Source organism: Rhizobium sp. BK181 (assembly GCF_014193305.1).
In the GTDB taxonomy this organism is placed as follows: domain Bacteria; phylum Pseudomonadota; class Alphaproteobacteria; order Rhizobiales; family Rhizobiaceae; genus Rhizobium.
Genome location: NZ_JACHZA010000001.1, coordinates 137,186 through 154,914, shown reverse-complemented (window position 1 = coordinate 154,914; position 17,729 = coordinate 137,186). Strand labels below are relative to the sequence as shown.

Sequence of the window (17,729 nt, the reverse complement as noted above, 5' to 3'; positions counted from 1 at the left end):
CGGCTTTTTCTTTGTCGCCGTTTCAGGAACAGCTTCGTGCCTCACACGTTGGAAACGACGATGCACGGAAGGAAGCTCCAATGAAAACAACACTCTCGATCGCCGCTCTGGCGTTCATATGCATCTCGTCGGTGGCAATGGCTCAGGAGAAGCAAACTGCTACCGCCGACTTTGTTGACAAGGACGGGAAAGCAAGCGGCCGGGCGACGCTGACGACCGCGGCAAACGGCGGTGTGCTGATAGAAGTAGAGGTGACTGAACTGCCCGCCAACAAATGGGTTGCCTTCCACGTCCACGAGACCGGCAATTGTGATGCTGCCGGCCATCACGAGTCAGCCGGAAAACACTTCAATCCCACCAATGCCGAACACGGCTTGTTATCCGCAAAAGGACCTCATGCCGGAGACATGCCGAACCAGTATGTGGACCAGGACGGTGTTCTACGGGCGCAAATTTTTGACAGCATGGTCACCCTCGACGGCAAGACGGATGGCATTCGCGGTCGAGCTCTTATCGTTCACTCCAATTCCGATGATTATCGCAGCCAGCCTGCAGGAGACGCAGGCGAGCGCCTCGCCTGTGGCGTCATCAAGTAGTTCGTACCGACTCAGCGATAGTAATATCGCTCGGCATACCAATCGCTTGATACCATAGGCTTGTCAGTCGCCATCAATCGCCCGACGCCGCTCCCTTCGAGCAGATCGGCAGTCGCGCGATCTTCGAGCCCCACGAATATGATATTGGTATTCTCACGCAGAAGGGGATCATCGCCCAATCCCGCTCGGCTGTCATCGGTCGCGTGCAGCAAGCTCATCTTCACGTAGAAGAACTCGGCTTGGTAATCTTCAACGCCTTCTTCGCTGAATGCATGCGCAACGTCGATGACTGATCTCTGAGGCCCATCGTAGACCGTGATAGTCTCGTTCAAACCGAATGTCGCTCCATAGAGGGCGATCGAACGTGTCGGAACCGAGCTGATGGCGCCGTTTGTCACGTCCATCTGCTGGCCAAAGAAGCTCGTCTTGACACCATCGAGATCCCCTCGGAAAAAATAGGAAAATCGGTCCCGCGTGAGATAGATCGCCTGCCAGCGAAAACGGACATATTCATCCGACGCGCTTGTCAGGCTCTTGAGAGTGGCCAAGCAGCTTATAAACGTATCGCGATAGTTCTGCAGCGGCATCGATCAACCTCTTCTAGAGGGTTAACCGGTATCGACTCAAAACGTTCCGGCGGTTTGGTCGTTCAAAGTGAGTGCGAAAGGCGCGTTTCCATCCGCGTCCGCGCCTCTGCCGATGGAACGAACCGCGTCCACGAGCTGTCCCCGTCGTCCGAGCACGTCGTCACCAATCTGAACCAGCCGTGTATTCGGTGTGGCAAAGGGCGAGGCAGTGCGAAGCCGGCGAACGAGCACCATGTCCTCTTGCTCCGGAAATACGGAGAGCGCGGCAATCAAGGCTGCCGCGGGCGATCGGGAGACGCCCATCCAGCAATGGATCAGCAGCGGCGCAACCCGATCCCAATCACGGGTGAAATCGATGATCTGCCGTACATGGGTTTCATCCGGCGCGACAAGGTTTCCGGTTCCCTTGAAGGCGATGTCGTTCATGTTGAGGAGTAAGTGCCGGTGCGCCTGGATCACCGCAGGGCGGTGAAAGGCCTGCTCCTTCGCCATCAGGCTGATCATCTCACGCGCGCCGTGCCTGACCGCCATCTCGGCGATCCGGGTCAGCGGAGCGACAACGATCGTGGTCATGCTTTGCTGCCCCGCATGGCCTCGATCGTCTCGAAGCGCTCGCAAAAGAGGCGCTGCGCCTCGACAGCCGGGAGCGGTGTCATTAGAAGCATGTCTTTCGTGATCCCGCGCGGTTGGCCGAAGAACTTCTGCGCCTCAGCCGCCGTGAACCCGGCAAGCTGTGTTGCTTCGAAGTAGGCGGCGATGGTGTCGGCCTTCTTGATCCTCTCCTTGAGTTCGCGTGTCGGGTGGGGTGGTAGGCCAAAGCGAAGGTGTACCGCAGCCTCCAGGCGCTTCTCGACGGCCTTATATCCGCCGCCGACGACCGATTTGAACGGCGAAATCATGTCGCCGATGACATATTCGGGTGCATCGTGGAGCAGCGCCATCAGGCATTGATCGGCTGTCGTGTCGTTCAGCCGACGGAAGATATCCTCCACGACAAGGCAATGCTGGGCGACGGAAAAGGCATGGTCTCCCGACGTCTGTCCATTCCAGCGGGCAACGCGTGCGAGCCCATGCGCGATGTCGCTGACCTCAACGTCGAGTGGTGAAGGGTCGAGCAGATCGAGCCGGCGGCCGGAAAGCATGCGCTGCCACGCGCGCGGCGCCTTTACCGTCACGCGCTGGCCTCGTCCGCCGTTGACGGAAATGTCAGCCCGGTCCAGGCGGGCAGTTCCAGGGTTACGGGGATGTCGCCTGCGAGCAGTGGCGTTTCGGCAGCCATGGCTTCTCCCGCACGGTCGATACGAACGATCGCAAGGCCGCCGTTCCCCACGACCGACCCAAGCGTGCCGACCGGTTTGCCGGCAGCGGTGATCTCCGTGCCGGAAGGTGGCAGCGTCGCCTCGGCCTTCACCGTGACAACGCGACGGCGCGCAGTTCCACGATGCTGCATGCGCGAGACGACCTCCTGGCCGACATAGCAGCCCTTCTTGAAGGACAGGCCACCGTTGAAATCCATCAGCACATCGTGCGGGAATGCGTCCTGAAGTGCATAGTCCTGTCCCGACTCGGCGATTCCGTTCGCAATACGCATGGCGTGGTAGGCGTCGAGGTCATCAATTCCGTGCTGCCCCGGCTGCCGAACGAGCGAAAGACCGACCTTGGCAAAGCGGCCGTCGACAGGCCCCTTGCTTTCGCCCTCCCAGGAAACGGTGACACCTTCGCCGGCGGTCGATAGGTCGACGGCTGCCCTGAGCTTGTACATCGTCAGCCGCTTAAGCAGCGCGTCCCGCTGATGGTCGTCGGTCTCCAGGACGAACCCATCGCCGTCCCGCCAGATCATGAAGTCGAACAGGATCTTGCCCTGAGGGGTCAACAGCGCGCCCGGCCGCGCCTCTTCAGTCGGAAGTGTGGCGATATCCGTGGTGATCAGGTTCTGCAGGAAGGATTGAGCCTCCGAGCCGCCGACCCGAACGAGCGAGCGGTTTTTCAGAAATACGGCTGGCATGGCGGCACCTGTCGCGTTCGTTATCGCTCAGAAGTATGTCTTCGTTGAGGGGATCGCAAGTCTCAGTCGCCGGCGGTGAAATACTTCCACTTGCCGTCGGGAGTGATGCCCAGCCGATAGAAATTATAGCCGCCGAATTCCTGCATGTCGGAAAGGTCGCCGGCCGTCACGATTCGCAGCAATTCAACACGCTCGGGAGGCGTAAGAGCCTTCAGATCCTTTTCGGCGAAGTAGGGCCAGACGTACATCTCGTCAGCCGTACCCTGACCCACGTGGACAAAGCCGGTTGAGATGACGTCAAGCATGATCGCCAGGATCTCATCACCTTCGGGATCACCCGACAGGTCTTTCAGCGCGCTGATCGGGTCGTCCGTCGGCTCGCCGACCGTTACCTGTGTCTGCGTGGCACCAGTGCCGAGCAGGGGACGCAGCCGCTCGAGATCGCCGGAAGCGGCAGCCTCGACGATCTGTTCCCGCATCTTGCGAACGGGCTCAGGAACCTTGCTGATATCGTAGATGACCTCGACAGGCTTGGAGTTGTCCTGAGCGCCGGGCGTCTTGTCGTTGCCTTGGCCGGCCTGCGAGTTGACCAACGGGTCGGGCATCGGCACGCCGGGCGCGGTCGGAGAGGGCGCCGGCTTGTCGCCGCCTTGCCCGGGAGCGCTCTGTTCAGTTTGTCCTTGAGTCTTTTGCAGTTCGGAAAGTGCCAGGGCTGACGTCCCGGTCAGAAAGCTGCTGGCGCTAAGGCCGATTGCAAGCAAAAGCGGCACGATCGCGGGCCGCGAAGCATTGTCCCTAGCGGAATGCATGAAACTCTCTGTGATCGTTATTGCAGGGTGCGGGTCGGAGAAAACTCGCCGGCGAGCATGCGCTCGCGTAGGGATTCCAATAGCGCTTCCGCACTGTTTTCGCCATGAAGTCGAATGGTTTCACGTAGTGCATGGATGATTGCTGTATCGGCAATGATCTCGGGTTCGATCCCGTCTGCCATGCCATCGGCCCAGGCTTCGTTATGGTACTCCAAGGCCGCCTGAGTCTTCTCATGAACGATCATGTCGTCGATGTCATTGAGGCTTGGTTCCATTGTCATTTCCTCAAACTGCATGCCTTACTGCGTAGTTAACAACCTTATCAGCCTTTTCCCAAAACGACACGGCCGCCAGTGAAAAGAGGTTAATTAACCGTTAATTTCCGAACCGCGACGTAATTTCTGTGGCAAGTGTTGCACCTTCGTTACGGTATCGCTCTTCTGCCACGATGGCTGCCTGCGTGCAATCCGTATAAACGGACGCAAAAGCACGGTAGCCGCGATTGAACGCGGCAGTGAGTTGTTCCTTGCGTTGCGGCTCGTCCTTGGCCTCTGAATCAAGCAATTGCTGCATTCGCGCCCGCCACTCGCCGCTGTTTTCCGCCTTGCAGAGAGTTCTCAGGTAGTGAACCGACCCCAATACTTCGGCAAGCCGCGAAAGCTTGTCGTCGTAGGGAACGGTGACCGTTTTTGGCGCATTTTCCTCCGGCAACACTGTCGGCGTTGGACCCTGTGCCCATACGGGAGCGGGTAGGGCGGCGCTTGCGCATAGTGCAAGAGACAAGAACACGCGTCGAACGGGAATCATGCTCATAGTTGATACTCTGACCGTGACGGGAACAAGGCGCGGCCAAGAATTTCCACTGTCTTATTCACCACCGGATGCCAGCCGTTCGGCACATTCCAGCACGCTTTGCGGCGCTGGCAGCCGGCGGATTTCCTCAACGGTGAACCAGCCGATAGCAGCCGCATCGTCGGCTGCGGTTGCGATGGCGGCCCCGTCGGCCTCGACGCGAAATACCGACAGAAAGAAGTGGCTGACGACAGCACCGTCGGCGGCATGTGTCTTCAGATCGTATGTCGCGAAGAGCTCAGGGCTGTGAGCTGTTATGCCGGTTTCCTCCTCGAGTTCGCGCAAGGCAGCTTCCTCGGGCGTCTCGCCGGGCTCAGCCCGTCCGCCGGGGAACGCATACATGTCGGCCGACGGCGGATTGCGCCGGAGCACGAGCAAGAAGCGGTCTCCACGCTGGAGGATAGCCGAGGATGCGGCCTTCGGAATTGAACTCATGAGGATGCCACGTCGATCTTGTGTTGGCTTGCTTGGCGCCGCCGCCGTTCCACCGGATAGTGAACTCGGCGATTCGAAGGAGCTGTCGTGACCTATATCATCTATGCCGCTGCTGCAGTGTTCGAGATTGCCGGTTGTTTTGCCTTCTGGGCATGGCTGCGGATGGCAAAGCCCGCCTGGTGGCTAGCGCCGGGCATGGTGTCTCTGGCGCTCTTTGCATGGCTCCTTACCTTCGTGCCAAGTGAGGCCGCTGGCCGCACCTTCGCCGCTTATGGTGGCATCTATATAGTAGCTTCGCTGATCTGGCTGTGGATTGTGGAAAACCGTGTCCCCGACCGCTGGGACATCGGTGGTGCACTCGTCTGCCTCTGCGGCACCGCCATGATCCTGTTCGCGCCGCGCAGCTGAGGAACCTTGACCGCAGCGGATCGGAGTGCAAAGACACTCCTATGTGTGGACGCTACGCGCTGACGGTATCCCCTGAAGAATTGAAGGAAATCCTCGGGATCATGGATCTCGAGGACTTTCCCGCGCGCTACAACATCGCCCCGACCCAACCCGTCCTCGTAGTCGTCTCGGATGAAACCCGCGAAAAGGGCAGCAATCTTCCGGAACGGCGCGCGGTGCTCGTGCGCTGGGGCTTTACGCCCGGCTGGGTGAAAGATCCGAAGCAGTTTCCGCTGCTGATCAATGCCCGCGCCGAAACTGCGATCGGCAAGGCCTCCTTTCGTGCCGCCATGCGCCACCGGCGCGTCCTCGTCCCTGCCTCCGGCTTTTACGAATGGCATCGCCCGAGCAAGGCGAGCGGCGAGAAGTCCCAGGCCTACTGGATCAGGCCGCGCCGCGGCGGTGTCGTCGCCTTCGCGGGCCTGATGGAGACGTGGTCCTCTGCCGACGGTTCGGAAGTCGATACCGGCGCGATCCTGACGACTGCGGCGAATGCGGCGATCGCTCCGATCCATGACCGCATGCCCGTCATCATCAAACCCGAAGACTTTTCCCGCTGGTTGGATTGCAAGACGCAAGAACCGCGCGACATTGCCGACCTGATGAGGCCGGTTCAGGAGGATTTTTTCGAGGCAATCCCCGTTTCCGACAAGGTCAACAAAGTCGCCAATATGGGCGCTGATCTGCAGGACAGGGTGAGCGTGGAAAAGGCGCTGTCGCGGCCCGAAAAGAAAAAGCCGGACGACGGCCAGCTCAGCTTCTTCTAATCCGATAATCCCACCGCATCATTTTTCCGGAACATTCCATGATCTCCATCTCGGCCGCACTTGCCGGCTTCTTCCTTGGCGCCTCGCTCATCATCGCGATCGGAGCGCAGAACGCATTCATCCTGCGCCAGGGTCTGCTCCGGTCGCATGTTTTCATCTTGTGCCTCATCTGCGCACTGTCGGATGCAGCGCTGATTGCGGCCGGCGTTGGCGGGCTAGGCACCCTCGTTGCTCAATCGCCAATTCTGCTCTCAGTCGTGACGATAGGGGGGGCGATCTTCCTCGGTTCATACGCCGTGGTGGCATTTCGCAGGGCCTTTCACCCGGGCGCAATGCAGGCTGATTCTCCGAGACCACTGGGTCTGAAGGCAGCCGTCGCAACCTGCCTGACCTTCACGTTCCTAAACCCGCATGTCTACCTCGATATGGTCGTCCTGATCGGCAGCCTGTCCGCCGCCTACAACGGAGTGGATCGCATCGCCTTTGGCATCGGCGCCGCGACCGCGTCTTTCATCTGGTTTTTCGGTTTGGGCTACGGCGCTCGGCTGTTGCAGCCGATCTTTGCAAAGCCAGCCGCCTGGCGGGTTCTTGACGTCATCATCGGCATTGTCATGGGACTGCTGGCAATAAGTCTGCTCGTCCGCTTCTTCCACCCGACCTAGGCTTCCGGCAAGCAGTAGCAACCAGTCGCGCGTCATCAGACGCGCGCTGCAATTTCAATTCGATGACGGAAATAAAAGCCCGCTCTGGGCTGTCGTTGTCTGCCGCTATGGCGGCTTCGATCGCTAGGCGAGCTTCTTGACGAGCGGCGGCTTGCTCTTGAGCATCAGGGCGGCCGCAAGGACGGCCTTCAGGCCGAGCGGGCGGTAGTTAGCGCTGAGGTCCGACTTTGCCGGCTGTTCGACGCTTGTCTTCTTCGGGGTCACAATACTCTCCTCACGTGCTGTCCCTAGACTCTTATATTTATTGCTCTTTTGCCTGCAATAGCGACAAAATCGAGGCGCCGCACATCAGGAATTATGAATCCAATGCATAATTCGCGAGGCTTGAGTCAGGCCTACGTCCGCAAGGAGCGCGGGAAAGTGTCAGATGTGGCGTCCGATATCGTCTTCGCCGACGCCGGGTTCCTCGATCGTCAGCGTGCCGTATTTGCGCTTCCATTTGCGGGCGCCGAACGGCAGCGTGCAAAGGTAAAGCACCGCGGTCACGACCATGACTTCCCAGGTGAAGCTCGACAGCAGGGCGACGTATAGAACGACGCCAAGCATGACCGGCAGCACGAGATCACGCCGCAGCCTGCTGCCTTCTGATTTGCCGGACCAGACCGGCAGGCGGCTGATGAGCAGGAAGGCGATCAGCACGGTATAGGCGGAGGAGAGATAGGCGAAGGTGCGATCCGTCGTGAGGCCGAGGAAGCCGAGGTAGACCGGCAACAGCACGAGCATCGCGCCGGCCGGCGCGGGCACGCCGACGAAATACTCCGACTGCCACGATGCCTTGTTCTCACGCTCGGCCATGACGTTGAAGCGCGCCAGACGAAGGCCTGCGGCGATGGAATAGATCAAGGCGGCGATCCAGCCGATCGAGCGGGCCTGATCGAGCGCAAAGACATAGACGACAAGTGCCGGCGCGACGCCGAAGTTCACGATATCGGCCAGCGAGTCCATTTGTGCGCCGAACTTCGACGTTGCCTTCATAAGGCGCGCTACTCGCCCATCGATCCCATCGAGGAACGCGGCAAGAAGCACCATGCCGACCGCCAGCTCGTATCGGTTCTCGAAGGCGAGGCGGATGCCGGTCAGACCGGCGCAGATCGCCAGAATCGTGATGAGATTCGGAATGATAAGGCGAAACGGAATTTCGCGAAGCCGTGGTCCGCGACCCGAATCATCCGGCGGGCCGTTCGGTTCGAAGGGCGGGAAGGGCGTTTCCATGTCGCTCTCCAGTGCTGTTAGCTTCGACGGCTGACGACCGGACCCTTGGCCGAGCCGAATTCGGCCAGCACGGTTTCTCCGGCGATTGCCGTCTGGCCGAGCGTCACCCGGGGCGCCGCGCCTGCCGGCAGGAATACGTCGAGACGCGAACCGAAGCGAATAAGGCCAAAGCGTTCGCCGGCATCCAGCGGGTCGTTCGGGTTTGCCCAGCAAAGGATGCGTCGGGCAACAAGGCCGGCAATCTGCACGACGCCGATCTGGCCATGCTTGGTTTCGATGACAAGACCGTTGCGTTCGTTGTCTTCGCTCGCCTTGTCGAGCTCGGCGTTCACGAAGCTGCCCGACCGGTAGTTCACGCTGACGATCCGGCCACGCACCGGCGAGCGGTTCACGTGGCAGTTGAAGACGTTCATGAACACCGAGATGCGCAGCATCGGCTCGCTGCCGAGATTCAGCTCGACCGGCGGTACGACCATCTGGACGGATGAAACCTTGCCATCAGCCGGGGAGATGACGAGATCGTCGTCCTGAGGCGTCATTCTCTCGGGGTCACGGAAGAAATAGGCGCACCAAAGCGTCAGGATCAGACCGATCCAGAACAGCGGCTTGAAGATCCATCCCAAAACCAGCGATGCGACGAAGAACGCGGCGATGAAGGGATAACCTTCCTTGTGCACCGGGACGATGGTGTTGCGTACCGTATTGAACAAGCTCATCTATACCGCGCTCCTAGCGTTCTTTTCTCACCGCTGGTTACAAGGAAACCGCGGCCGGGGCAATGCTGTGCCTCCGTGACCCACAGCCATGACGGGATTCTCGACAGTAGGGCAGCCGAATTGCCGGGCTAATTCGCGGGCGCAAGCCTGTTCACGATACCCAGATCGTCATTTTCGCGGACCTGCTTCAGGTGCTCTTCGGCCTGCGTGGCCTCACGCTGTCGGTTCCACATCGAGGCGTATAGGCCATTCTTTTGAAGGAGTTCTGCGTGGGTGCCGCGTTCAGCAATCTCGCCGCTCTTCAGAACGATGATCTCGTCGGCGCCGATGACTGTCGACAGGCGGTGGGCGATGACCAGCGTCGTGCGGTTCTTCGATACCACATCGAGCGCGGTCTGGATGTCTCGCTCGGTCGTGGTGTCTAGGGCGGAAGTGGCCTCGTCGAGGATGAGAATCGGTGGCGCCTTCAGGACCGTTCGCGCGATTGCGACGCGCTGCTTTTCGCCGCCGGACAGCTTCAGGCCGCGCTCGCCGACCTTGGTGTCAAAGCCTTCCGGCAACAGATCGATGAAGTGAGCGATCTGCGCGATTTCGGCGGCAGTCTTTACCTCTGCGTCGCTGGCGGATGGGCGACCGTAGCGGATGTTGTAGGCAACCGTATCGTTGAAAAGGACGGTATCCTGCGGAACCATGCCGATCGCCGATCGCAAGCTCTTCTGCGTCACCGCCCTGACATCCTGGCCGTCAACGGAGACCGAACCGCTCTGGATATCGTAGAAACGATAGAGCAGACGCGACAATGTCGATTTTCCCGCCCCAGACGGGCCGACAACTGCCACAGTCTTGCCGGCCGGCACCTCGAAGGAAATGCCTTTGAGGATCGGTCGGGCGGGGTCGTAGGAAAAATGCACGTCCTTGAAGGAGATGGCGCCTTGCTTAATATCCAGGGGGGCGGCATCGGGTGCGTCTTTCACCTCGGCCTTGACTTCAAGGAGATCGAACATCTGCTCGATGTCGGTCAGCCCCTGGCGGATTTCGCGATAGACGAAGCCAATGAAGTTCAGCGGGACGGAGAGCTGCAGCAACATTGCGTTAACGAAGACGAAATCGCCGACTGTCTGCTCGCCGCGTTGGACCGCGAGGGCCGACAGGATCAACATGACGGTCGTTCCCAGACCGAAGATTACGCCCTGGCCGAAGTTCAGCCAGCCGAGCGAGGTCCAGACGTCAGTCGCCGCTTTCTCATAGCGCTCCATCGACCTGTCGAAGCGCCGGGCCTCCATCTCCTCGTTGCCGAAGTACTTGACCGTCTCGAAGTTGAGGAGAGAGTCGATCGCCTTGGTGTTGGCGTCGGTGTCGCTGTCGTTCATCGTGCGGCGGATGGCGATGCGCCAGTCGCTGGCCCGGATCGTGAACCAGATGTAGGCCCAGACTGTGAACGCGGTGACGGCGAGGTAGGAAAACCCATAGCCCCACCAGAAGATGATGGCGGTCAGCAGGAATTCGATCAGTGTCGGAACGGAGTTGAGGATCGTGAAGCGGACGATGGTCTCGATCCCTTTCGTGCCCCGCTCGATGACCCGCGACAATCCACCGGTCTTTCGTTCCAGGTGAAAGCGCAGTGACAGTTCGTGCATGTGCACGAACGTCTTGTAGGCCAACTGCCGGACGGCGTGTTGTCCGACGCTGGCAAAGAGCGCATCGCGTAACTGGTTCAGACCGAGTTGAAGGAGGCGCGTGACGTTGTAGGCGATCACTAACGCCGTCGCCCCGACGAAAAGGTCCGGCACTTTCCCGGCGAGGTCCATCCTGCCGTTCAGCGCATCCGTAGACCACTTGAAGAAATAGGGAACGAGCAGCAGGACGAACTTGGAGACAAGCAGATAGACCGACGCCCAGACGACGCGCATCTTGAGATCGGTACGACCGGTCGGCCACATGTAGGGCCAGAGATTGAACAGCGTCCGCAGCAGGTTGGAATCAGAGACTGTTTTGCCGTTTGCCATGCGAATCTCCCGCCGAAAGGCGCTGATGGCGCTGCGTTGCCGACAAATTTGGGAGCGGCGGAAATGCCGAAAGGCTTCGCCGGACATGATCGTCGTCACCGCCATATAGGGGTTGGCGGGAGCAATACAACAGATCGACGCCAGAGGAAAAGAGCGGCCGGACGTGATCTCCGTCCGGCCGCTCTTTTTATTGTATCAGCGTACTAGAGATGTTCGCCGGACATCCGCTTCCGGTGAAGCTCTTCTGCGTTAGGCAGGGCATCCTTCGGAAGCCCGAAGATCTGGCCCGGCAGGATACGGTCCGGGTTGGTGATCTTGTCCTCGTTGGCGACGTAGATGGTCGTATAGCGAACGCCGGCGCCGTAGATACGCCGAGAAATTTGCCAGAGCGTATCGCCGCGGCGGATAATGACTGTCTCGTTGCTCGGAGCAAGCGGCGCCTGCTCGATCGTCGTCGGCTCGCCCTGACCGCTTGCGACTTCGTTCGTCGCGGGCGCACTTGGCACCAGCGCAGGGCTCGTCAATTGCGCGATATCAGCACCGAGCTGGGCCAACGCAGCGCCAACCGATTTCGCATCCTTCGGTAGGGCCTGTACCGTCTTCAGTGCCCCTGCAGCGGTCTGCGCTGCGGTGGACGCCTGCTGCTTGAATTCGGTAGTCGCATCGGCTGCGGGGCGGAATTCTGTGATGGCGCGCAGGGCGAACTCGTTGGCGGAGCGGGCGGCGGCCAGCTGCTCCGCTCCCGGTATCTTGCCGTCAGCGAAAAGTCCGCTCAGCAGAGAGAAGGCCTTGGCGGCGTCGCTTTTCAGCTTTCCAAGTGCGCTTTCATCGAGTGGCACCGTCGCGGGTAAAGCTGCGGGTGTTGAGCCGGCGCCCTGCGCCGCAACCGTCACCTGATTTCCTTCCGGACGGTTGAAATTGACGGAGGCGCGAACAGCGACCTTGCCGGCGTCATCGAGCACGTCGACGCGAATCTTGTGATCGCCGACGGAAAGCGGCATGACGCCATCGACGACGAAATGACCATCTGGACCGGCCTTTGCCTTGCCGATCATCTTGTCGTCCGCGTAGGCAATCACATTTGCCAACGGCTTTGCCATGCCAGCGACAAAGATCTTATCGCCTTCTATCTCGACGGCGTTGACCATGACATCAGCGGCCGCAGCAGGGCCGGGTTGTGCACCGGCAGCTGCTGGCGCATTCGCAACATCTGTCGAACTCGGTGTCTGGGCCGGAGCTGCAGGCTGATCCGACGGCGCAACATTGCCATTGGAGGCAATCTGGGCGTCTGGCTTGGGTGCCGTGATGATGCGGCTCGCAGTTCCTGGTTTGGAGACCATCGCCAGCAGTTCGGAGCTCTTGCCGTCCTTCGGAACGGAAACGGTGGCAACCTCTTCAGATGTCGACGCTTTGCCGTCCTTGCCGGTGGCTCGGAGGACGAGTTGATGATCGCCGGCGGCAAGCGGATTGTCCAGCACCGCAGCAAAATCGCCGGTCGGGCCGACGTTGGTGGTGGTGACGACCTTGTCGCCGTCGACGATTTCAAGCTTGCTGTTCGGCTCGGCCGAGCCGGCTATGACGGTAGAACCGTCCGGCTCGACGCGTAGCACGTCGAACGTCGGAAGGTTGCTCGCATTTTCGGTCGGGGTAGCCGCCGGCGACGGCTCGCTCGCCGCCGTGCCAGTTTCCGTGGAGCCGGTCAGCGTCGCCTCAGCTTTTGCAACCGCCATTGCCGCATCGGCAGTGTTTTCCGGCAAGGCCTTGATGATGGTCAGAGCCTTGGCGGCGCCATCCTTGGCCTTGGTGGCGGCAGCCGCCGTGACCGGATTCGTGCCATCCGGGATCGCGAGATCTGCAAGAGTCTGGAGAGACGTGGCCGCCTTCGATTTAGCTGCTTCGAAAACTTCCTGGGTCGGGCCCTTGCCATCAGCAAAGAGCGCCTTAAGTTCCGAGATCGACTGGCCCGCTTCCGAAGCAAGGCGCCCGACTGTCTGTGTCGTGGCGGCGTCGTCTGGAGCTGCGGGGCGGGATGTCTTTGCGGATTCGGTGACCGTCTTCTTCACCTCGGAGCCGGCCTCGTTGATTGCGTCACCAACTTTTGCGGCGTCTCCGCCGATGCGGGGCATGACGAAAAATACCATCAAAAGAATTGCGACTACAAGCACTGCAAGAGCCAGCAAGCCGGCACGGTTTCTCATCATCACGTCTCCCCAGGCGGCAATCTTGCCGGACTTCCTAAAATTGCTAGCGATTCCCGCTGCTTTGCACAAGCAGTCAAAGTAGCCGGGCAAATGTAAGAGACAGGTTTTCCGTCATTTTTCTTGACTGGAGCCAGAGAGAATAGTTGTTTGCCCGTATGACAGATCAATCTCATTCCATTCGCTCCATTTGTGTCTATTGCGGCTCGCGACCGGGCAGCGATCCTCGCCACATGGCCGCTGGCCGTACGCTGGGTAAGGAAATCGCCGAGTATGGCCTACGCCTCATCTATGGCGGAGGCACCAAAGGCATCATGGGGGCTGTGGCGAGCGGCGTGCTTTCGAACGGGGGCCAGGTAACCGGGATCATTCCGGAGTTCCTGATCGACATGGAGGCTACGCGCCATTCCCTCGGCCAGCTCAATGAGTTGATTGTAACCCCTGACATGCATACGCGCAAACATGCGATGTTCGAGCGTTCGGACGCATTCGTGGCGCTGCCCGGCGGCATAGGCACGCTGGAGGAGATCGTCGAGATCATGACATGGGCACAGCTCGGCCGGCATGAGAAGCCGATGGTATTCGCCAACATCGGCGGCTTCTGGGATCCGATGATGGAGCTGTTGCGGCATATGACGGACGAAGGCTTCGTTCACACCGCCCATCGCGTTCAACCGCTCGTCATCGACGATATTTCGGAAATCATCCCCGGCATCATGGCGCAAGCTGCCGAGATCGCCTCTGTCGATCGCGACGGCGAAGATGCGGTGATCTCAAAAATGTAGGGCGCCACCGGGGCGAGGGGCCAGCGTCCCGTCGATTCTGACGTTAGAACGGTATTTTGGTTCGCTCGTCCGTTCGGCCGCCCCTTAGCGCTCCCTGCTGCCGCGCAGCATCGCCCAGCTATAGAGAACGAGGCCGGCCCAGATCAGCGGGAAGGCGATCATGCGCGCCGTGCCGAGCGGCTCGTGGAAAATGAAGATCGCGATGAGGAAGATCATCGTCGGCGCGATGTACTGCATGATCCCAATCGTCGATAGACGCAGCAGCTTGGCGCCGTTCGCGTAGATCATGAGCGGCACGGCGGTGACGACACCGCAGCCGAGCAACAGCACCGTATCCGCCAGACCCGTGCGGTAGAGGTGCCCTTCGCCCGTACCAAGCTCGAGATAGAGTATGTAGAAGAATGCCGGAATGCTGAGGATCAGCACTTCAAGAAAGAAGCCCTGGTTCGGACCAAGCGGCAAGGTCTTGCGGAACAGCGCGTATAGACCCCAGGAGATCGTCAGCGTCAGCGACACCCACGGTAGGCCGCCGCTATCGAGTGCCAGTACAACCACCGCAAGACCGGCGAGCACGATGGCCGCGATCTGTAGTGGTTGCAGCCGCTCCTTCAGCACGACGGCGCCGAGGAAGATGCTGAACAGCGGATTGATGAAGTAGCCGAGTGCGGCGTCGAGCGAATGGCCGGTGCCGATCGCCCAGACATAGGTTCCCCAGTTCACCGTGATCAGCGATGCGGTCAGAGCGGCCATCGCCAGCATCCGCGGCGACCGCAAGGCCGTGCGGATGTCCTGCGTACGGCCGAGCACGATGAGCACGAGGCCTGCCAGCGGCAGCGACCAGAGAATGCGATGCGCGATGACCTCGGCCGGAGAAATATGGGCCACGGCCTTCATGTAGATCGGCAGGAAACCCCAGAGGAGATAGGCCGTTAGTGCAAAGGCGAAGCCGCGTGGACTGTCTTCATTCTTGGCGACCGGAGCGCTTGCATTGGCGGACATCGAGTGTTTCCATATTTGTTCTTTACGGACCCGCTTAACCTAACGGACGTGAATAGGCCAATTCATTTCGGTGAATGGATGCCGGCCTTCACGCTGGTGAGGACCATGGACGACGAGGCTCTTGCGAACAGCCGCAGGGCATTTGCCACCCAGGTGCTTTCGAAGGAAGGCGTGCTCAGTGACGAGGCGTTGCTGCGAGCCTTTGCGACAGTGCCGCGCGAGCGGTTTCTTGGACCGCCGCCGTGGAAAATGGCGGGGTGGGGCGGTTATGTCGACATTGCCTCGGACGATCCCGCAGCTGTGTATCAGGATGCACTGTTTGCGCTTCAGCATCAGCGGCACATCAATAATGGTAGCCCGAGCCTTCACGCCCGGGGGATACACAAGCTGGCGCTCCGCGAGGGGGACACCGTTTGCCACGTAGGCGCTGGCAGCGGTTACTATACCGCGATCCTGTCTCTGCTCGTTGGCAGTAGCGGCCATGTGACCGCCGTGGAGTTTGATGCCGAGCTGGCGACGCGGGCAGAAGAAAATCTCGGCGGCTATCCGAACGTTCGTGTCGTCCACGGCGACGGGCTCGAATGGCCGCGCGAGCCCACAGACGCCGTCTACGTGAATTTCGCCATCCACTTTCTCGTTGACGCCTGGGTGGAGCGGTTGCGTGTCGGTGGCCGGCTCATCCTGCCGCTCGGTGTTCCCGATGTCGACGCGAGAGGGCCGACGGGGCTTGCTTCCTATGCCGGATTCTTCCTGTTCCGGCGCGAGGAACATGGTTACGCAGCCGAGTATCTCTGCCCAGTTGCGTTTGTCTGGGGAGAAGCCGTGAAGCGCGCGCTCGATAGCTACAGGCGGCTGGAAGCCGCCTTCTACAAGGGTGGCATGGATCAGGTTCGCGCGCTTCGCTGGAAAGGCCCGCGACAGGGCAAGGAATGGTATTCAGAAGTCGATTGGGGCCTTGTCTTCGGTGCGTGAAACCTACTCGGCGGCAATCTTGCCGGCCAGCTGGCGGTTCTTCATCAGCTTGTAGATCACCGAATCCATCAGCGCCTGGAACGACGCGTCGATGATGTTCTCGGAGACGCCGACCGTCCACCAGCGAACGCCGTCGCTGTCCGTGGACTCGATCAGAACGCGGGTTATGGCTTCGGTACCGCCGTTGAGGATACGCACCTTGAAGTCCGCCAGCACAAGATCGTCGATTTCGTGTTGGTACTTGCCAAAATCCTTGCGCAGCGCGAGGTCAAGCGCGTTGACCGGACCGTCGCCTTCGGCAACCGACATGATCGTTTGCCCGTCAATGACGATCTTCACGACCGCTTCCGAGACGATCTTCACACGGCCGTGGGAATCGAAGCGGCGCTCGACCATGACGCGGAAGCCATCGACCGAGAAAAATTCCGGGATGGTTCCGAGTGTGCGGCGGGCCAGAAGCTCGAAGCTCGCATCGGCGCCTTCGTAGGCATAGCCGGACGCCTCGCGATCCTTGACCAGCGCAATAAGATGGTCGAGCTTCGGGTCGTCCTTGCCGACCTCGATGCCACGCCGCTTCAAGGCGTTGATGAAGTTCGCCTTGCCGCCCTGGTCGGAGACCATGACCTTGCGGAAATTGCCGACGCTTTCAGGTGTCACGTGTTCGTAGGTGCGCGGATCTTTCAGCAGTGCCGAAGCGTGGATACCGGCCTTGGTCGCGAAGGCTGAGGCGCCCACATACGGCATCTGGTGATCGGGCGAGCGGTTCAGAAGCTCGTCGAACGCATGCGAAAGGCGCGTCAGGTTGGTCAGCCGGTCGTTGTCGATCGTAGTCTCGAAGCGTTGCGCGTAGGTTTCCTTGAGCGCCAACGTCGGGATCAGAGTCACGAGATTGGCATTGCCGCAGCGCTCACCGATCCCGTTCAACGTGCCCTGGATCTGGCGCACACCGGCCTCCACAGCCGCGAGCGAATTGGCCACCGCCTGGCCGGTATCGTTATGGGCATGAATCCCGAGACAGTGTCCCGGAACGCCAGCGGCGACTAGCGCCTCGATGATCGCACGGATCTCCGGCGGCTGAGTTCCGCCATTGGTATCGCAGAGCACGACCCAGCGCGCACCCGCTTCGTAAGCCGTCTTTGCACAGTCGATAGCATACGCGGGATTTGCCTTGTAGCCGTCGAAGAAATGCTCGCAATCGACCATGGCTTCCTTGCCGGCGGCGACGCAGGCCTTGACGCTTTCGGCAATGCTTTCGAGGTTTTCCTCGTTGGTACAGCCGAGCGCTACCTTTACGTGGTAATCCCAGCTCTTGGCGACAAAACAGATTGCGTCGCTCTTGGCCTGCAGCAGGCTGGCCAGGCCGGGATCGTTCGAAGCCGAGATGCCCGCGCGCTTCGTCATCCCGAAGGCAACGAAGCGAGCCTGTGTCGTGCGCTTCTCACTGAAAAAAGCGGTATCGGTCGGATTGGCGCCGGGATAGCCACCTTCGACATAATCAAGGCCGAACTCATCCAGCATGCTCGCAATCGCAATCTTGTCCTCGACGGAGAAGTCGATGCCGGGCGTCTGCTGCCCGTCGCGGAGCGTCGTGTCGAAGAGGTAGATCTTTTCGCGAGTCATG

The 17,729-nt window shown here is 60.2% G+C and carries 21 protein-coding genes; 6 read left to right on the top strand and 15 right to left on the bottom strand.

Annotated features, from left to right (window positions below; translation table 11 throughout):
- The first annotated feature begins 80 nt into the window (after nt 1-80).
- A complete protein-coding gene (locus FHT77_RS00790) occupies nt 81-596 on the top strand; it encodes a superoxide dismutase family protein (protein WP_183751636.1) in 516 nt (171 codons plus the stop codon).
- Nucleotides 597-607: 11 nt separating this feature from the next.
- Here the strand turns inward: FHT77_RS00790 and FHT77_RS00785 are convergent, their stop codons facing one another.
- The 8 genes from FHT77_RS00785 to FHT77_RS00750 all read right to left on the bottom strand — a co-directional run bounded on the left by FHT77_RS00785 (nt 608) and on the right by FHT77_RS00750 (nt 5,284).
- The gene (locus tag FHT77_RS00785; protein ID WP_183751634.1) at nt 608-1,183 is read right to left on the bottom strand and encodes a hypothetical protein; all 576 of its coding nucleotides are present in this window, start codon (nt 1,181-1,183) and stop codon (nt 608-610) included.
- A gap of 36 nt (nt 1,184-1,219) precedes the next feature.
- The gene (locus FHT77_RS00780; protein WP_183751632.1) at nt 1,220-1,756 is read right to left on the bottom strand and encodes a tyrosine phosphatase family protein; all 537 of its coding nucleotides are present in this window, start codon (nt 1,754-1,756) and stop codon (nt 1,220-1,222) included.
- Nucleotides 1,753-2,358, bottom strand: a complete 606-nt coding sequence (locus FHT77_RS00775) for a YfbR-like 5'-deoxynucleotidase (protein ID WP_183751630.1) — start codon at nt 2,356-2,358, stop codon at nt 1,753-1,755. The genes FHT77_RS00780 and FHT77_RS00775 overlap by 4 nt, the downstream gene beginning before the upstream one ends.
- Complete coding sequence (locus FHT77_RS00770; protein ID WP_183751628.1) at nt 2,355-3,188, bottom strand: folate-binding protein YgfZ; 834 nt, start codon at nt 3,186-3,188, stop codon at nt 2,355-2,357. Before FHT77_RS00770 ends, FHT77_RS00775 begins: the two co-directional genes overlap by 4 nt.
- Nucleotides 3,189-3,250: 62 nt before the next feature.
- The gene (locus FHT77_RS00765; RefSeq protein WP_183751626.1) at nt 3,251-3,997 is read right to left on the bottom strand and encodes a hypothetical protein; all 747 of its coding nucleotides are present in this window, start codon (nt 3,995-3,997) and stop codon (nt 3,251-3,253) included.
- Nucleotides 3,998-4,014: 17 nt separating this feature from the next.
- A complete protein-coding gene (locus tag FHT77_RS00760; protein WP_114712503.1) occupies nt 4,015-4,272 on the bottom strand; it encodes a hypothetical protein in 258 nt (85 codons plus the stop codon).
- Nucleotides 4,273-4,372: 100 nt separating this feature from the next.
- Nucleotides 4,373-4,804 (bottom strand): TIGR02301 family protein, encoded by a 432-nt coding sequence (locus FHT77_RS00755; protein ID WP_114712504.1) that lies wholly within the window; start codon nt 4,802-4,804, stop codon nt 4,373-4,375.
- A 60-nt stretch (nt 4,805-4,864) separates the two neighbouring features.
- Nucleotides 4,865-5,284, bottom strand: a complete 420-nt coding sequence (locus FHT77_RS00750; RefSeq protein ID WP_183751624.1) for an NUDIX domain-containing protein — start codon at nt 5,282-5,284, stop codon at nt 4,865-4,867.
- 87 nt (nt 5,285-5,371) lie between these two features.
- Between FHT77_RS00750 and FHT77_RS00745 the strand changes: the two genes are divergently transcribed.
- The 3 genes from FHT77_RS00745 to FHT77_RS00735 are packed head-to-tail and all read left to right on the top strand — an operon-like array spanning nt 5,372 to nt 7,160.
- Entirely contained in the window at nt 5,372-5,692 is a 321-nt protein-coding gene (locus FHT77_RS00745; RefSeq protein WP_183751622.1) for a YnfA family protein, read from the top strand.
- Between the two features lie 41 nt (nt 5,693-5,733).
- Nucleotides 5,734-6,498, top strand: coding sequence for an SOS response-associated peptidase (locus FHT77_RS00740; RefSeq protein ID WP_183751620.1), 765 nt, complete (start codon nt 5,734-5,736; stop codon nt 6,496-6,498).
- A 38-nt stretch (nt 6,499-6,536) separates the two neighbouring features.
- Nucleotides 6,537-7,160: a LysE/ArgO family amino acid transporter gene (locus FHT77_RS00735; RefSeq protein ID WP_183751618.1), complete on the top strand. Its 624-nt coding sequence runs from the start codon at nt 6,537-6,539 to the stop codon at nt 7,158-7,160.
- Between the two features lie 123 nt (nt 7,161-7,283).
- Here FHT77_RS00735 and FHT77_RS00730 read toward each other — a convergent pair whose 3' ends face one another.
- From FHT77_RS00730 to FHT77_RS00710, 5 genes are all read right to left on the bottom strand, one after another.
- The gene (locus FHT77_RS00730) at nt 7,284-7,424 is read right to left on the bottom strand and encodes a hypothetical protein (RefSeq protein ID WP_183751616.1); all 141 of its coding nucleotides are present in this window, start codon (nt 7,422-7,424) and stop codon (nt 7,284-7,286) included.
- Between the two features lie 159 nt (nt 7,425-7,583).
- Nucleotides 7,584-8,432, bottom strand: coding sequence for a CDP-diacylglycerol--serine O-phosphatidyltransferase (gene pssA / locus FHT77_RS00725; protein ID WP_114712176.1), 849 nt, complete (start codon nt 8,430-8,432; stop codon nt 7,584-7,586).
- 17 nt (nt 8,433-8,449) lie between these two features.
- Nucleotides 8,450-9,148, bottom strand: a complete 699-nt coding sequence (locus FHT77_RS00720; protein WP_016553405.1) for a phosphatidylserine decarboxylase — start codon at nt 9,146-9,148, stop codon at nt 8,450-8,452.
- A gap of 128 nt (nt 9,149-9,276) precedes the next feature.
- On the bottom strand, nt 9,277-11,154 hold the full coding sequence (locus FHT77_RS00715) for an ABCB family ABC transporter ATP-binding protein/permease (RefSeq protein ID WP_183751614.1): 1,878 nt from the start codon (nt 11,152-11,154) through the stop codon (nt 9,277-9,279).
- Between the two features lie 203 nt (nt 11,155-11,357).
- Complete coding sequence (locus FHT77_RS00710; protein WP_183751612.1) at nt 11,358-13,355, bottom strand: LysM peptidoglycan-binding domain-containing protein; 1,998 nt, start codon at nt 13,353-13,355, stop codon at nt 11,358-11,360.
- A 155-nt stretch (nt 13,356-13,510) separates the two neighbouring features.
- On the opposite strand from FHT77_RS00710, the gene FHT77_RS00705 reads away from it, so the two are divergent.
- Nucleotides 13,511-14,137: a TIGR00730 family Rossman fold protein gene (locus tag FHT77_RS00705; RefSeq protein WP_183751610.1), complete on the top strand. Its 627-nt coding sequence runs from the start codon at nt 13,511-13,513 to the stop codon at nt 14,135-14,137.
- Nucleotides 14,138-14,221: 84 nt separating this feature from the next.
- On the opposite strand, the gene rarD is transcribed toward FHT77_RS00705, so the two are convergent.
- Nucleotides 14,222-15,136 (bottom strand): EamA family transporter RarD, encoded by a 915-nt coding sequence (gene rarD / locus FHT77_RS00700; RefSeq protein ID WP_183751608.1) that lies wholly within the window; start codon nt 15,134-15,136, stop codon nt 14,222-14,224.
- A 105-nt stretch (nt 15,137-15,241) separates the two neighbouring features.
- Between rarD and FHT77_RS00695 the strand changes: the two genes are divergently transcribed.
- Nucleotides 15,242-16,108, top strand: a complete 867-nt coding sequence (locus FHT77_RS00695; protein ID WP_183751606.1) for a protein-L-isoaspartate O-methyltransferase — start codon at nt 15,242-15,244, stop codon at nt 16,106-16,108.
- 3 nt (nt 16,109-16,111) lie between these two features.
- Here the strand turns inward: FHT77_RS00695 and cimA are convergent, their stop codons facing one another.
- On the bottom strand, nt 16,112-17,728 hold the full coding sequence (gene cimA / locus FHT77_RS00690) for a citramalate synthase (protein WP_183751604.1): 1,617 nt from the start codon (nt 17,726-17,728) through the stop codon (nt 16,112-16,114).
- Nucleotide 17,729: the final 1 nt, after the last annotated feature.